We start from the raw sequence: 13982 nt of genomic DNA, 5'->3' as shown, positions 1-13982 counted from the left end.
AGGTCGCGTTGATCTGACTCAAGGCAACTCAGCGGGGAGCGGAGTTACTCTGTTCCCCGTTTTCTTATGCGAAAAGGAATGACCATGAAGAAGCTGATGGCTGTAGTGGCGATGGCGACGCTGGCGGCCTCGCCGGTACTGGCGGCTGATGACGGCGCCAAGCTGTATGCGGAGAAGACCTGCGGCGCGTGTCACGGGCCGACGGGCAACAAGACCCTGATGCCCGACTACCCGAAAATCGCCGGACAGAACGCCAAGTATCTCGAAAGACAGATGCTCGACATCAAGAGCGGGGCGCGGGCGAACGGCAACTCGGCGGCGATGAAAGGTGTGATGCCGCTGGTCAGCGACGAGCAGATCAAGGTCCTGGCCGAATATCTCTCGAAGCTCAAGCCCTGAGTCCTGCCGCCACAACGTCGCCTGCGGGTCGAATCGCGCGCTGACGGGGCGCGGGTTTCGGTTGCAGGCGTGACTTGATTAGTATCAACGCCAAACGTCTGGCTGCTTGGTAGATTGGCAGCTGTGGATTCTCAAATACGAGGGAGTGAGCAAATGAAGAAACTGATTCTGGCCGTTTCGCTGGCGATGGTCGCGGCGGGTGCTGCGCATGCCGGACCGCCACCACCCAAGGCGCACGGCATCGAGGACAAGACCTACAAGTGGAACGCCCAGGAGGGCGAGAAAATGGAGGCCTTGAAGCTCAAGGGCGACAAGACGCGCGGCGAGGAGGGCTACGAGGTCTGCGGCGCCTGCCACCTGCCGTCCGGCGCCGGTCGTCCCGACGGCACCTTCCCGCAGCTGGCCGGTCAGCACACCACCGTGCTGATCAAGCAGATGGCCGACATCCGTGCCGGTCTGCGCGACAACCCGACGATGTACCCCTTTGCCGCGACGCTGATCGATCCGCAGGAACTGGCGGACGTGGCAGTGTACATCGAATCGCTGTGCATCCCGACCGAGCACGGCAAGTACGAGGGTCCGGATGCGGCAACACAGCTGGCCACCGGCAAGGGCCTTTACGAGAAGGAATGCAAGGAGTGTCACGGTGCGAACGGTGAGGGTGTCAAGGACAAGTTTTACCCGGTGATCGCCGGCCAGCATTACAAGTACCTGCTGCGCCAGATGACCGAAATCCGCGACGGGCACCGCCGCAACGCTAACCCGGACATGGTCAAGGTCATCAAGAAGTATGACGACAAGCAACTGGTCGCCATTTCGGCCTATCAGTCCAGCTTGGTCATGCCGGGCAATATGTGCAAGCCGAAGGCCGCGGCCAAGAAGTAGCAAGCAAGGCTTCGCCAAGCAGTAAGGAGCGCGTTCTGTCGCTGCCAAAGCCCGTCCGCAGGTCCTGTGGCGGGCTTTGCTTCCCGAAAATATAAGTAATGAATAATATTCTGCAGACCGCCGCTGCACGGCAAGGATCGACACCGGCGTCGCCGCTAGCGCACGGTACAAGCGCTCTGAACGAGGATTGAACAATGTCAGCCGCAGCACCCAGCAAGCAGAATTTGGTCGTCGCCGCGCTTACCGCGCTGGCCACGGCTTTGATGATCGCCGCTTTCTTTGCCCCGATCTGGTGGGTCTCCCTGACCGCACCGAACTATCCACCCGACGCCTTCCCCGACGGCATTCGCATCCATTTCCACTTCGACGGGGTCTACAACGGCTGCAAGGCGGCGGGCAAGGGGACGCGTATGGATAGCGAGATCATCCAGAAAGAGCTTGCGCACGACGACGAGCGCTACAACCCGATCACCGACAAGAACAAGGACGTCAACAAGGGTGCTCAAGGCCTCGACTGCGTACACGAAATGAACACCATCAACCACTACGTGGGGATGTTCCCGATCGCCACCGGCGCGCCGGTCGAGAAGCCGCTGGCCAAGTTCTTCTTCGCCTTCTTCACGGTGATGCTCGTGGGCTTCATGGTGCCGCGCCGCAAGCCGCGCTTGCTGGTGCTCGCTGCCGGCTTTGCTGCGGTCGCCGCATGGATCATTGTCGACCAGTACGTACTCGGCGGTCTGGAAGCGCACGTCGCGCACTACGTCAGCGAAACGGCGACTTTCTTCAACGAGCCCGAGAAGATCCAGGGATGGGGCGAAAACGTGACCACCATCACGCATGTGGTGATCGCCGGCACGCTGCTGGCGATGCTGGTGGTCCTCGCCGGCGTCGCTCGCCTGCCCAGTTTTTCGCTGCTGCTGGCGTTGATTCCGGCGCTGTTGCCGGTCTTCTTTCTCATCACCTACGCCGGCTGGCTGTGGTTCTTCGGCCACAACATGCATCCCTGGGGAGCTTTCACGGTCAAGCCCTTCATGCCGACCGTCTTCGGCGAGGGCAAGGTCGCGCAGTTCTCGACCTACTCGTATCCGTATTGGGGCTACGGGCTGCTGCTGGGCGTCATGGTCTGCCTCTTGCTCGCCCTGCTGATCCGGCGCAAGCAGATGCGCGAGGGCTCCGCGGAGTAGCCGATGCTTGGCCGTTTGCTCGTCGCCGGAGTCGCCTGCGGGCTGGCTGTGGTTCTCTTCCCGTCACCCGGCGGCGCCGAGGACGCGCTCACGGCGTTGCGTCGTACCGGCACTGTCGGGAGCGGGGCTGCGCTCGTCGCCGAGCCTGACGATAGTCGCCTGGGCGCGATGGCCGAGCCCGCCGCAGCCGCTTGGGGCGGGCTCAACGAGAAGGCGCCGATCCCGACCGAGGCGCGGGTCAGCGGCCTTCCGTTCCTGCAGGAGCTGATCAACCAGGCGCCTGCGGGGTCGGTGCTCAAGCTCAAGCCGGGCAGATACTCTGGCCCGGTGGTCGTGGACAAGACCTTGACCATCGATGGCGGCGGCGCGGCGACGGTCGATGGCGGGGGCAAAGGCACCGTCTTTGTCCTGCAGGCCAATGACGCCGTTCTGCGCGACCTGCAGTTGACCAATTCCGGCGTTTCACATGATTCGGATGACGCCTGCCTGAACGTGCGCGGCGACCGCAACGTCATCGAGAATCTGCGCATCGACGATTGTCTGTTCGGCATCGATCTGAAAATGTCGAATGAGAACGTCCTGCGCGGCAACCGCATTCGTTCGAAGCCTTTCGATCTCGGCACGCGCGGCGACAGCCTGCGCCTTTGGTACAGCCACCGCAACCTGGTCGCCGACAACGTCATCGAGGATTCCCGTGACATGGTCGCCTGGTACTCGAATGCGAACCACTACCTGAACAACGTTGCGCGGCGCAGTCGCTATTCGATCCATTTCATGTTTGCCGCCGACAATCTCGTCGAAGGCAATCGCTTCTACGACAACGCGGTCGGCGTCAACGTGATGTATTCGGGGGGCGGGGCGATCCGCAACAACCTCTTTTCGCATGCCAATGGCCCTACCGGCATGGCGGTCGGCTTCAAGGAGGCTTCCAACGTGCTTGTCGAGGGTAACGAGATCGTCTACTGCGCGGTCGGGGTCGGTCTCGACATGTCGCCATTCGAGCCGGACACGACGATCACCATTCGTGGCAACCGCATCGCCTACAACGGCATCGGGGTCAGCTTCCTGTCCGACAAGAAGGGCACCATCATCGAGCACAACGTCTTCGAGGGAAATCTGACGCAGGTGGCCATGGGCGACACCGGCAGCGCCAGCCGCAACCTCTGGCGCGGCAACTACTGGGACGACTATCAGGGCTTCGACCGCGACCAGGACGGCGTCGGCGACCGCCCGCACGAACTCTACGCCTATACCGATCAGCTGTGGATGGAGGTGCCTTACGCCCGCTTCTTCCGCAACGCGCCAATGATGGAAACGCTCGATTTCCTCGAACGCCTGGCGCCGTTTTCGACCCCGGTGATGTTGCTGCGCGACGAGCAGCCGGTTTTCAACAAGCCGCCGGAGACCAGCAAGAGGTCCGTCAAATGAACGACAAGAGGGAAACTGAAGCCGCATCTGAAGCCGCGCCCCTTTCGCCCGCGGGTGAAGCCGCTCCGGTGGTCAACAACCGGCGCGCCAGGGCGCCGGTCCGCAAGCAGGCCAACCGGCGCAAGTTCATTCGCTCGGCGGTGATGATCGGCGGGGTGCTCGGCCTGGCGATGCTCGGCTACATCCCGGTGGCCAGTGCCAGGAAGTCACGTCTGCGCCCCCCCGGCGCACTCGAGGAAAGGGATTTCCTGTCCTCGTGCATCAAGTGCGGCCAGTGCGTCCAGGTCTGTCCGGTGGCGGCGATCAAGCTTGACGACATCGACCAGGGCTTCGGCGTCGGCGTGCCGTATATCGATGCCCGCGAGCAGGCCTGCGACTTTTCCTGTGACGCCGTGCAGTGCATTCTGGCGTGCCCGACCGGTTCGCTGACCTATACCAAGCCGCCGGCTCTGGAAATCCGCGCCGGCATGCCGCTGGCGCAGGCGCCGGTGCTCAAGGCCAAGGAAAACGACCCCGAGCCGACTCTGAACCTCAGCGAGCGCATCGGCGTCGCCCGCCTGGCACACCCCGAGTCGTGCCTGGCGGTACAGGGCAAGGGCTTCAGTGGGCAGGCGCGCGGCGCGGGTTTTCGCGGCCACCTGCGCTACGTGGCGGTCGACCGCTGGAAGCCGGTGCCGGTACGCGACCACCCCTACCAGCGCGATCTCTGCGACCTCTGTGTCACCGAGTGTCCGATCAGGGACGCCATCCACATGAAAGAGACGATCGCCGCCGACGGCAGCAAGCAGTACCGGCCCGAGGTGCTCGAGCAGTGCGTCGGCTGCGGTGTCTGCGAGATGATCTGCCCGGTCGAACCGGCGGCGATCGTCGTCGATCAACGCCAGCCCTGGAGTGCGTGATGAGCCACCTTGAACGTATTCGGGTAATGTTCGGCGCGGCGCCGGAGAAACCCGCCGTCGTGACCCCGGAAGCGAAACAGGTGCACAGCCTGAAGCGCATGACCAAGGCCGACTTCGAGGCCATCAAGCAGCACGCGCGCGACCATGAACTGGTGACCCACAAATGGCGCAACCGCCGCTGGGCCGTCCTCATTCTCGCCAACCTCTTGTTCACCTTCTCGTTCTGGCTCGATATCCAGGTTCTCGAAGGCGCGCTGACCGCCTCGCGCTTCGTTGGTTTTCACCTCATCGACCTCAACTCGGCCTTGCAGGTGATGCTGGCGCACAAGCACATCATCGTCAATCTGTTCATCGGCACGGCGACGGTCTTCGTCCTCTGGGCCGTGCTCGGCGGGCGTTCGTTCTGCTCCTGGGTGTGCCCCTACCATCTCCTCGCCGAGTGGTTCGAGTGGCTGCACCTGAAGCTGGTGAGCAAGAAACTGGTCAGCGACCACGAGTTTCATCGCGGTACGCGCACCGTTTTCTGGGTCGTCTTTGCCTTGCTGGCGGTGGTCAGCGGCTACACGGTCTTCGAGACCATTTCGCCGACCGGAATCCTGTCGCGAGCGCTGATCTACGGTCCCTCGCTGGCGCTCGGCTGGGTCCTGCTGCTGCTTGTTTTCGAAGTCGTTTACTCGCGCCGCGCCTGGTGCCGTTACGTCTGCCCGATCGGCCTGACCTATGGTATCGTGGGCGCCGTTTCGCCGGTGCGCGTCGAGTACCGGCTGGACAAGTGCTTTCACGAAGGTGATTGCCGCAAGGTCTGCCTGGTGCCGCACGTCCTCGACGTGGTGATCAAGGGCCGGGCCGCCGAGATGACCACCCCGATCGGACCCGACTGCACGCGCTGCGGGCTGTGTGTCGACGTTTGCCCGAGTGGCGCGCTGGTCTTTGACGTCAAGGGCTTGAGCAAGCTGCTCTGAAGGTTGTCAATGATCCGTTTTGAAAACGTCGGTAAGGACTTCAGGAAGGTCCGCGTACTCGACGGCGTCGAACTCGATATCGCGCTTGGCGAACGAATCGCCCTGATCGGCTCGAATGGCGCCGGCAAGACGACCTTGATCCGCTGTCTGCTCGGCGAGTACACACACCAGGGCAAGGTGACCATCGACGGCCAGCAGCCGCGCGCCGAGCGCACGCAGGTGCTTGGCAAGGTCGGTTTCGTGCCGCAGTTGCCACCGCCGCTGAAGATGCCGGTCGGACAGCTGGTCAGTTTTGCGGCCGCTGTCTGTCGCTCCGACAGCAAGCGAATCTTCGCGGTCGCCAGGCGTCTCGGGCTGGACGTCGCACCGATCCTGACACGGCCATTCAACCGCCTGTCGGGGGGGATGAAGCAGAAGTTGTTGATTGCCATCGCCCTTGGCCGTGACGCGCAGGTGCTGGTGATGGATGAGCCGGCCGCCAACCTCGACCCCGAGGCGCGGCACATCTTCTTTTCCCTGCTTGCCGAGCGACTCGAGAACACGACGATGATCATCTCCAGCCACCGCCTCGACGAGGTCGCGCCACTGGTCAATCGGGTGGTCGAGATGGACACCGGCAGGATCGTCCTTGACGATCGCGTTGCCGAGGATTCCAAGCTCTCGGCCCTGTTCCAGGTGCACCTGACGCTGGCTCGCGCCGACGCGGCCATCGCCAAGACGCTGAGCGCCTGGCAGTTTGCCGACCGCGGCGCCGGCGTCGAGTGGCACGGCACGGTTTCCGGGCCCGACCGCCTGCGCTTCATGGGGACGGTGTCGCGCTACGTCGGACTGTTGTCGCGTATCGAGATGAAGGAAGTCGACGCGGCGGTCGTCCTGCAGTGAGGCACAGACAGCAATGAAACGACGGCGCTTTCTCGAAATTCTTCCGGCAGTAACTCTTGGCCCCTGTTGCAGGCCGCTGGTGGGCGTCGCGGCTGGCTGGTCGCTGGCCGCCTGCAGTGGCGAGCCGAGCAGCGGCCCGATCCAGGTCAAATGGGACAGAGACGCCGACCCGCGTTGCGGAATGATCATCAGCGACAAGCGTTTCGCGGCGCAGATTCGTGATCCTCAGGGCAAGGCGTGGAAATTCGACGACATCGGTTGCGCGATCTTCTGGCTCTCGCAAAGGCCGTTCAACGAGGAAACGCCGAACACCGAGTTCTGGGTCGCCGACTATCGCATGGGCGGCTGGATCGACGCCCGCCAGGCGCATTATCTACCCGGGAAAAAAAGTCCGATGGGCTACCAGTTTGGCGCTGTCGCTCGTCCGGAGGCGGATGCGGTCTCGTACCGGGAAATGAAAGAGCGCATTCTGGCGCGCGGCCAATGAAGCGACGCCCATGAATTCACTTCTTCTGACTGCCCGGCTGGACATCGTCGAATCGCTGCGTGCGCGCTGGTTCCTGCTCTACAGCCTGGTTTTCGGTGGCATCGTTGCTCTGCTCTTCGCCTTCGGCCTGACCGAGTCGCGGGTGCTGGGCTTCATCGGCTTGTCGCGGCTGCTGGTGACCTATATCCAGCTGACCATGGCCATCCTGCCGATCTTCGTGCTCATCACCACCGTGCGTTCGGTGGCCGGTGACCGCGAAGCCGGCGTCTTCGAATACCTGCTCTCGCTGCCGGTGTCGCTGTCGGCGTGGTTCTGGGGAAAGATCCTCGGGCGCTACGTGACCATCTTCCTGCCCGTTTTCGTGGCCATGCTAGGGGCCGTTCTTTGGGCGCAGTTGAAGGCCATCGAAGTGCCCTGGGAAATGTTCTTCTATTACACCGGCCTGCTGGCGGCCATGGCCTGGTGCTTTCTCGGCATTGGCATGCTGATCTCGACGCTGGCGCGCAGCACTGACGTCGCGCAGGGTGCAGCGTTCGTCGTCTGGCTGAGCATGCTGCTGTTCCTCGACCTGATCCTGCTCGGGGTGATGATCCAGGGCCGGGTCGCCCCCGAAGTCGCCGTCGGCATCGCCTTGCTCAACCCGCTGCAGGTCTTTCGTACCGCTTCGCTGGCCATGTTCGATCCACAACTGATCGTCCTCGGGCCGTCGGCTTACGTCATCCTCGACCTCTTCGGCAGCAGCGGCTACCGCTTCTACGCCTTGCTCTACCCGCTGGCCATCGGTTCGCTGGCCGCGCTGGCCGGTTTTCTGACCTTCCGTCGCAGTGACCTGCCTTGAGCGCGAGACAGCGATGAAGCGCCTGCTGCTTATCCTTTTGCTCGCTGCGCAAGCCTTTTCAGCGGCTGCCGCCGAGCCGCCGTCGACAGCGCCGTTCTTTGCCTTGACCCTGCCCGCGCTTGACGGGCCCTCGGTGGCGCTGGAGTCGTTCAGGGGCAAGCCGCTGCTGGTCAATTTCTGGGCGCGCTGGTGTGGCCCCTGCCGCAAGGAGATTCCCGATCTGGCCGCGCTGCAGGCGAAATACCGAGGCCGGGGGCTGCGGGTGGTTGGCATAGCTGTCGAGGATGCCGACAAGCGCGAGCAGTTGCGCGAATTCGGCCGCGCCTACGAGATGAACTACACTTCGCTGATCGGCGGCAGCGAGGAGAGCATAGAACTGATGAAGGCGCTGGGTAATGGCAATGCGGGCCTGCCGTTTACGATCGTCATCGACCGTGCAGGCCGCATCCGCAGCAGCGAACTCGGCGCCATGGATCAAGCGGAGATGGAAGACGCCGTCAGGCCGATTCTTTGAGGGGTCGAGCGGCGGGCACTGTCCTTTTTTTATGCGCCGATGGCGCGGTTAAAGTGAAGACCATGATGAGAAAACTGTTCTCCCTGTTGGCGATCGTCGTGCTTGCCGGCTGTGCGGCGCCACCTTTGCGCGGCACGGGCGACCTCGGGCTGGTGATCGAACGCGCCAGTGGCCAGGTCAGCCTCGTCGATACCAGCCAGGGCAAGCCGTACGCCACCGTTGGTGGACTCGGCGATCTCTCGCACGCGTCGGTCGTCTACTCGCGTGACGGACGCTACGCCTACGTCTTCGGCCGTGACGGCGGGCTTAGCAAGGTCGATTTGCTTGAAGCGCGGATCGTCAAGCGTGTGCTGCAGTCGGGCAACGCCATCGGCGGCTCGATTTCGCAGGACGGTCGCATCGTCGTCGCACAGAATTACAAGCCGGGCGGGATCAAGGCGTTCGATTCGGAGACCCTCGAACTGCTCTCCGAAGTGCCGGCCGAATACGCGCCGGGGAGCTTCTCGAAAGTGGTCGGTCTGGCCGATCTTTCCGGCAACCGCTTTGCCTACGCGCTCTTCGATGGCGGCGAAATCTGGGTCAGCGATTTCTCCGATCCGCGCCATCCGACCACCCAACGCTACCCCGCCGGCCGACAACCTTACGACGGCTTGGTGACGCCCGACGGGCGCCATTACCTGGCCGGGCTGTTCGGCGAGGACGGTGTCGCCCTGCTCGACACCTGGACGCCGGAGAAGGGAACGCGGCGGATTCTGAACAATTACGGGCGCGGCGAAGAGAAACTGCCGGTCTTCAAGATGCCGCACCTGCGCGGCTGGTCAATGGCGCAGGGAAATGCCTACCTGCCGGCCATTGGTCGGCACGAAGTGCTCGTCGTTTCGGGCAGCAACTGGCAGGAAGTTGGCCGCATCGCCGTCAAGGGACAACCGGTGTTCGTCATGGCGCGCCCTGATGGTCGGCAGGTGTGGGTCAATTTCGCCTTTCCTGACAACGGTTGGGTGCAGGTGATCGACACGCTGAGCGGCAAGGTGGTGCACACGCTCGAGCCGGGCAAGGCGATTCTGCACATGGAGTTCACGCCGCGTGGCGAGCAGGTCTGGCTTTCCGCCCGTGACGACAACAAGGTGGTGATCTACGATACCGCGACGCTGGCCAAGGTTGGCGAGTTTGCCGCCCAGGCGCCGAGCGGCATTTTCTTCACCAGCCGCGCGCAGCGCACGGGATTCTGAGAAAGCAATGACTGACGAGGCGATCGATTTTCGTTTGCTGAACGACTTCCAGAGGGACTTTCCGCTCTGCCCGGCGCCGTTCGCCGAGTTGGCGGCGCGCCTTGGCGTTGCTGAAGGCGCTGTATTGCGGCTGCTCGAGTCGCTGCGCCGCCAGGGCAAGATCGCGCGGGTCGGGGCCGTCTTCGCACCCAAGCGTATCGGCGCCAGCACGCTGGCGGCGATGGCCGTGCCGCCGGAGAAGCTTGCTGCGCTCGCCGAGACGGTGAATCGCTTTCCGGAGGTGAACCACAACTACGAGCGCGAGCATCACTACAACCTCTGGTTCGTCGTCACCGCCGGTTCGGAAGGCCGCCTGCAGGCGGCGCTGGGGGCCATCGAGCAGGCGGCCGGCTGCCCGCTCCTGCGCCTGCCCTTGCTGCAGGAATACCACATCGACCTCGGCTTTTCGCTCGACGGCAACGGCAAGAAACCGTTGACGGCTCCGGTGCGCAGGCAGACGTTCGTGGCGCCCCGGCCGCTCGACGAATTCGAGCGTCGGCTGGTGATAGCCTTGCAGGAAGGCTTGCCCTTGTTCATCAGGCCGTTCTCGGTGCTTGCCAGTCGCGTTGGCTGCGACGAGAGTGAGGTCCTCGAACGCATCCGTCGCTGGTGCGCCGAGGGCATCATCAAGCGCTTCGGAGTGATCGTCCGGCATCACGAGCTTGGCTACCGGGCCAACGCCATGCTGGTCCACGACATTCCCGACGAAGCGGTCGCCGAGACGGGAGAAATCCTCGCCCGGGAAGCGGGAGTGACGCTCTGCTATCAGCGTCCGCGGGTGCTTCCGGAGTGGCGCTACAACCTGTTCTGCATGATTCACGGCCAGGTTCGCGCCGAAGTCGAGGCCCGGATCGTCGAGTTGCGCGCCCGCCTGCACCTCGAGGACTACGCGCACGCCATTCTCTTCTCGCTCACCCGCTTCAAGCAGAGCGGCGCGCGCTATGCGTGAAGCGGCGAGCATCGACGCCATCGATCGGGCGATCATCGATGGCTTGCAGGGAGGTTTTCCGATCTGCGAGCGGCCCTACGCCGAAGTCGCCGCGCGCTTGGCAATCAGCGAGGAGCAATTGCTCGGCCGCTTGCAGGCCATGCTCGACGCGCGCGTCCTGACCCGTTTCGGGCCGATGTTTCAGGTCGAGCGCATGGGGGGGGCCTTCGTCCTCGCCGCGATGCGCGTTCCCGAAGCAGACTGGCAGCGGGTGCTCGAAGTGGTCAATGCCTTCCCGCAGGTGGCGCACAACTACCGCCGCGAAAGCGAGCGGAACTGCGACTTCAACATGTGGTTCGTTCTGGCCACCGAAAGTGCCGACGGGATTGCTGCCGCGGTGCGCAGCATCGAGGAAGCGAGCGGTCTGCCGGTTTTTCCCTTCCCCAAGTTGCAGGAATACTTTGTCGAGATGAAGCTGGCGGTGCGCACATGAGCGGTGTGCCGGCGCGCTCGGTCGACGCCATCGATCGCCGCCTGATCGTGGCGACGCAGAGCGGGCTGCCGCTGGTCGTCCGGCCGTACCACCAGCTCGCCGAGCAAGTGGGCATTGCGCCGGAAGAGGTCATGGCGCGGCTGACGAGAATGCTCGACAGCGGCATCATCCGCCGCATCGGCGCCGTGCCCAACCACTACGCCATCGGCTACACCGCCAACGGCATGAGCGTCTGGGACGTCGCCGACGAGCGTATCGACGAACTGGGCGCGCGCATCGGCGCACTCGATTTCGTGACCCACTGCTATCACCGTCCGCGCAGGTTGCCGGAATGGCCCTACAGCCTGTTCGCCATGGTCCATGGCAGCTCGCGCGCCGAAGTGCAGGCCAAGGTCGCCGAAATCGCCGAGCTCCTGGGTGCCGAATGCCGCGCCTACGACGTCCTTTTTTCGACCAGCATTCTCAAGAAGACGGGACTCAGAATCGGCGCCTGAAGGCAGGCCTCCTACCGATTCCGGCGCGTCCCCGTCTCACTTGCGCTCGTCGCCGCCAAAGAGCTTGCCGAGAAAGCGCTCCGCTTCTTCGACCAGGGCGGCGCCGATGTCGGCGCCGCGACGGGTGAGGGCGTCGCTGGCGACATCGCGCAGGCTGACCGAGTAGCGCAGCTCGTCGGCTGGCCCGCTCACCTGCACCGGCACCGGGAGCCCCTCCAGCGCCCGCAGCAGCTTCGAGCCTTCTGCAGGATTCGCGGCCATCATGACGCGCAGCGTGTAATCGAGCGTCTTCGACAGCAGGTCGACCTGGCCGTAACCGCCGAGTGCGAGTCTTGGCGCCGCACCGTCGAGATCGTCATTGCGCGCAACACCGTCCGCCAGCTTGACGGTGCCGTCCAGGTGCGACAGCAGGGTGCGTTGGGAGCGGTCGAACCGTCCGGACTGCTTGCCGCCGTCACGAAGGATTTCCTTCAGCTGGCCGAGGACCGCCGAAAGGTCGATACCGACCAGCGCGACATCGCGCAGTGCGAAGCGCAGCGTTCCCTGCGCGGCACGCGTCAGCTCGGCGCGTGAACGGCCGCTGCTCGACAACGCCAGGTCTACATTGCCGCGGCCGCTGAGATCGTTGCGGGCGAGTGCGTCGCGGGCCAGTGCGCCGAAGTCGACATCGTTGAACGCCAGGTTCAGGGACAGCTGCGGGACTTGGGCGTCGAGGCTGAAATCGCCGTCGGCCCGGCCGCCGTACAGTTGAGCGCTCACCGGCGCGAGCGTGGCGCGGCCGGCTGCGCTATGGACGCTCGCGTGTACGGACGCGGCCTTGATTCCGCGTGCCTGCAACTGCGCGATCTGCAGTGTTCCGTCGAGGCGCAGCTCGCGCAAGGGTGTCAGGTCGAAGGCGGGCTCCGCCGGCACGGCTACGGGTACGGCCGTTGAAATGCGAACGATGTGCTCGGCTGCGGCGCTGTTCTTGCCGCGCTTGCTGCTCGCCGCTTGCGCGGCGGGTGCCGGTTCTTGCCTGGCAGCCTCCAGCGTGACGGGCCGGGCTGGCGCCAGGTAGGAATCGAGATTGAGCCGCTCGGCGTTCAGGGCGAAGGCGATTTCCGGTCGCGCGAAGTTCGCCAGCTCGATGCTCGCCTTGAAACTGGCGTCGCTGGCGCTGGAGGCGAGCTCGAGGGTGGCGTGTTGCCGCCTGGCGTCGAGCGTCATGGCGCCGGAAAAAGGCAGCTCTGCCTGTCCTGCGGGCAACGCCGGGTCGGTGAGCGCAAGTTCGCCGTCGAGCTGCGCCAGGGTCAGCGTCTGTTCTTCGAGATTGGCGTTGAGCGGACCGCCGACGCGCGCATGCATGCTTGCCGGACCATCGCGCCGTGTCGCCGTGAGCAGGAAGTTCTCGGCGACCAGTGACGACCTTGGGCCAGAAATGCTGTCGAGCTTGAGCTGGGCATTGAACGGCTGCGTGCCGGCCCGCGACGCACTGAGCACGATGGCGCCGCTGCTCAGCTTTTGCCTGTCGAGCGCAATCTCTTCCGCGCTAGCCGCCAGAGTCCAGGCGTCGGCGGCGTGCTGGCCATCGGCGTGCAGTTCGAGCTGCGCGGCAGTGATCGTTTCGCCCTGGCGCGACAAACGGCCGGTTTCGAGCGTGATCGCCGATAGCACGAGCGTCTTTCCGCTGGCGGCATCGTGCACCGTGATCGCGGCGTCGCTGAGCACCAGGTGCCCGATTTCCCAGTTTGTCTCGCCGCCGGCCCTGCGATGTTCTGCTGTGCCGGCGGCTGGTGCCGCCGCGGTGTTCGCTGTCTCCGCTGTCTCCGCTGTCTCCGTTGTCTCCGCTGTCTCCGCTATGTCCGCTATGTCCGCTATGTCCGATGCGTCAGGCGCTGCGCCTCCCGGGGGCAGTGCGGGCGCCTCGTTCTCCCGCCGCAGGGTCACTGTTGCCCGCGCTTGCCGCAGGTGCATCGACTCGATGACGATTTCCTGGCGCAGCAGGGGGAGCAGCGCAATTTCCATGCGTGCCGACGCGAAGCTGAGGAACTCCGCTTCGCCGTCCGCGGCCGACAAGCTGCTCGCCGGCAGGTCGATGGCCAGCGTCGGATAGATCGACAGCCCAAGATCGCCGTTCAGGTGCAGCCTGCGCCCGCTGTGCGTGCTGACCGCGTCTTCGATCTCCGCCTTGTAGCGATTGACATCGAACAGAGCGACGGCCAGGGAAACGGCCAGCACCAGGAGCGCCGCAGCGGCGGCGCTGATGATCAGCAGGCGGTGGCGCCAGCGGCTTGTCGGTGGCTGCGCGCGTGCCTCAGTGCCGCGCTCGGCGCTCAACGCCC

The 13982-nt window shown here is 64.4% G+C and carries 15 protein-coding genes; 14 read left to right on the top strand and 1 reads right to left on the bottom strand.

Features of this window, described 5'->3' with window-relative positions; genetic code table 11:
• The first annotated feature begins 84 nt into the window (after positions 1 to 84).
• From QZ613_RS07580 to QZ613_RS07515, 14 genes are all read left to right on the top strand, one after another.
• Positions 85 to 399, top strand: coding sequence for a cytochrome c (locus tag QZ613_RS07580; RefSeq protein WP_043568870.1), 315 nt, complete (start codon positions 85 to 87; stop codon positions 397 to 399).
• Positions 400 to 552: 153 nt separating this feature from the next.
• Complete coding sequence (locus tag QZ613_RS07575) at positions 553 to 1284, top strand: c-type cytochrome (protein ID WP_291981926.1); 732 nt, start codon at positions 553 to 555, stop codon at positions 1282 to 1284.
• A 194-nt stretch (positions 1285 to 1478) separates the two neighbouring features.
• Positions 1479 to 2468: a hypothetical protein gene (locus QZ613_RS07570; protein ID WP_043568475.1), complete on the top strand. Its 990-nt coding sequence runs from the start codon at positions 1479 to 1481 to the stop codon at positions 2466 to 2468.
• A gap of 3 nt (positions 2469 to 2471) precedes the next feature.
• Positions 2472 to 3896 (top strand): nitrous oxide reductase family maturation protein NosD, encoded by a 1425-nt coding sequence (gene nosD, locus QZ613_RS07565; protein ID WP_291862672.1) that lies wholly within the window; start codon positions 2472 to 2474, stop codon positions 3894 to 3896.
• Complete coding sequence (locus QZ613_RS07560; protein WP_291862675.1) at positions 3893 to 4795, top strand: 4Fe-4S dicluster domain-containing protein; 903 nt, start codon at positions 3893 to 3895, stop codon at positions 4793 to 4795. The genes nosD and QZ613_RS07560 overlap by 4 nt, the downstream gene beginning before the upstream one ends.
• Positions 4795 to 5757: a NapH/MauN family ferredoxin-type protein gene (locus QZ613_RS07555; RefSeq protein WP_291862678.1), complete on the top strand. Its 963-nt coding sequence runs from the start codon at positions 4795 to 4797 to the stop codon at positions 5755 to 5757. The genes QZ613_RS07560 and QZ613_RS07555 overlap by 1 nt, the downstream gene beginning before the upstream one ends.
• Positions 5758 to 5766: 9 nt before the next feature.
• Entirely contained in the window at positions 5767 to 6639 is an 873-nt protein-coding gene (locus tag QZ613_RS07550; protein WP_291862681.1) for an ABC transporter ATP-binding protein, read from the top strand.
• A 13-nt stretch (positions 6640 to 6652) separates the two neighbouring features.
• Positions 6653 to 7126: a protein NosL gene (locus QZ613_RS07545; protein WP_043568487.1), complete on the top strand. Its 474-nt coding sequence runs from the start codon at positions 6653 to 6655 to the stop codon at positions 7124 to 7126.
• Between the two features lie 10 nt (positions 7127 to 7136).
• Positions 7137 to 7964, top strand: a complete 828-nt coding sequence (locus QZ613_RS07540) for an ABC transporter permease subunit (protein WP_291862686.1) — start codon at positions 7137 to 7139, stop codon at positions 7962 to 7964.
• 13 nt (positions 7965 to 7977) lie between these two features.
• Positions 7978 to 8478 (top strand): TlpA disulfide reductase family protein, encoded by a 501-nt coding sequence (locus tag QZ613_RS07535; protein WP_291862689.1) that lies wholly within the window; start codon positions 7978 to 7980, stop codon positions 8476 to 8478.
• 65 nt (positions 8479 to 8543) lie between these two features.
• The gene (locus QZ613_RS07530; RefSeq protein WP_291982120.1) at positions 8544 to 9707 is read left to right on the top strand and encodes a cytochrome D1 domain-containing protein; all 1164 of its coding nucleotides are present in this window, start codon (positions 8544 to 8546) and stop codon (positions 9705 to 9707) included.
• 7 nt (positions 9708 to 9714) lie between these two features.
• Positions 9715 to 10695, top strand: coding sequence for an Lrp/AsnC family transcriptional regulator (locus QZ613_RS07525; RefSeq protein WP_291862692.1), 981 nt, complete (start codon positions 9715 to 9717; stop codon positions 10693 to 10695).
• The gene (locus QZ613_RS07520) at positions 10688 to 11167 is read left to right on the top strand and encodes an AsnC family transcriptional regulator (RefSeq protein WP_043568500.1); all 480 of its coding nucleotides are present in this window, start codon (positions 10688 to 10690) and stop codon (positions 11165 to 11167) included. Before QZ613_RS07525 ends, QZ613_RS07520 begins: the two co-directional genes overlap by 8 nt.
• The gene (locus QZ613_RS07515; protein ID WP_291862697.1) at positions 11164 to 11661 is read left to right on the top strand and encodes an AsnC family transcriptional regulator; all 498 of its coding nucleotides are present in this window, start codon (positions 11164 to 11166) and stop codon (positions 11659 to 11661) included. Before QZ613_RS07520 ends, QZ613_RS07515 begins: the two co-directional genes overlap by 4 nt.
• Positions 11662 to 11697: 36 nt before the next feature.
• On the opposite strand, the gene QZ613_RS07510 is transcribed toward QZ613_RS07515, so the two are convergent.
• A complete protein-coding gene (locus tag QZ613_RS07510; protein WP_291981923.1) occupies positions 11698 to 13977 on the bottom strand; it encodes an AsmA family protein in 2280 nt (759 codons plus the stop codon).
• Positions 13978 to 13982 lie beyond the last annotated feature (5 nt).

Origin of the sequence: Candidatus Accumulibacter sp. ACC005, from assembly GCF_907163215.1 — a bacterium.
Classification (GTDB): domain Bacteria; phylum Pseudomonadota; class Gammaproteobacteria; order Burkholderiales; family Rhodocyclaceae; genus Accumulibacter; species Accumulibacter regalis.
The sequence above is the reverse complement of the archived record's forward strand: the minus strand, read 5'-3'. Positions and strand labels throughout refer to the sequence as shown.

Bases quoted from the DNA above. Each gene is read 5' to 3' on its own strand.
- QZ613_RS07530 (WP_291982120.1), top strand. From the start codon at position 8,544: ATGAGAAAACTGTTCTCCCTGTTGGCGATCGTCGTGCTTGCCGGCTGT.
- QZ613_RS07550 (WP_291862681.1), top strand. From the start codon at position 5,767: ATGATCCGTTTTGAAAACGTCGGTAAGGACTTCAGGAAGGTCCGCGTA.
- QZ613_RS07560 (WP_291862675.1), top strand. From the start codon at position 3,893: ATGAACGACAAGAGGGAAACTGAAGCCGCATCTGAAGCCGCGCCCCTT.
- QZ613_RS07535 (WP_291862689.1), top strand. From the start codon at position 7,978: ATGAAGCGCCTGCTGCTTATCCTTTTGCTCGCTGCGCAAGCCTTTTCA.
- nosD (WP_291862672.1), top strand. From the start codon at position 2,472: ATGCTTGGCCGTTTGCTCGTCGCCGGAGTCGCCTGCGGGCTGGCTGTG.
- QZ613_RS07555 (WP_291862678.1), top strand. From the start codon at position 4,795: ATGAGCCACCTTGAACGTATTCGGGTAATGTTCGGCGCGGCGCCGGAG.
- QZ613_RS07545 (WP_043568487.1), top strand. From the start codon at position 6,653: ATGAAACGACGGCGCTTTCTCGAAATTCTTCCGGCAGTAACTCTTGGC.
- QZ613_RS07520 (WP_043568500.1), top strand. From the start codon at position 10,688: ATGCGTGAAGCGGCGAGCATCGACGCCATCGATCGGGCGATCATCGAT.
- QZ613_RS07540 (WP_291862686.1), top strand. From the start codon at position 7,137: ATGAATTCACTTCTTCTGACTGCCCGGCTGGACATCGTCGAATCGCTG.
- QZ613_RS07570 (WP_043568475.1), top strand. From the start codon at position 1,479: ATGTCAGCCGCAGCACCCAGCAAGCAGAATTTGGTCGTCGCCGCGCTT.
- QZ613_RS07515 (WP_291862697.1), top strand. From the start codon at position 11,164: ATGAGCGGTGTGCCGGCGCGCTCGGTCGACGCCATCGATCGCCGCCTG.
- QZ613_RS07580 (WP_043568870.1), top strand. From the start codon at position 85: ATGAAGAAGCTGATGGCTGTAGTGGCGATGGCGACGCTGGCGGCCTCG.
- QZ613_RS07575 (WP_291981926.1), top strand. From the start codon at position 553: ATGAAGAAACTGATTCTGGCCGTTTCGCTGGCGATGGTCGCGGCGGGT.
- QZ613_RS07525 (WP_291862692.1), top strand. From the start codon at position 9,715: ATGACTGACGAGGCGATCGATTTTCGTTTGCTGAACGACTTCCAGAGG.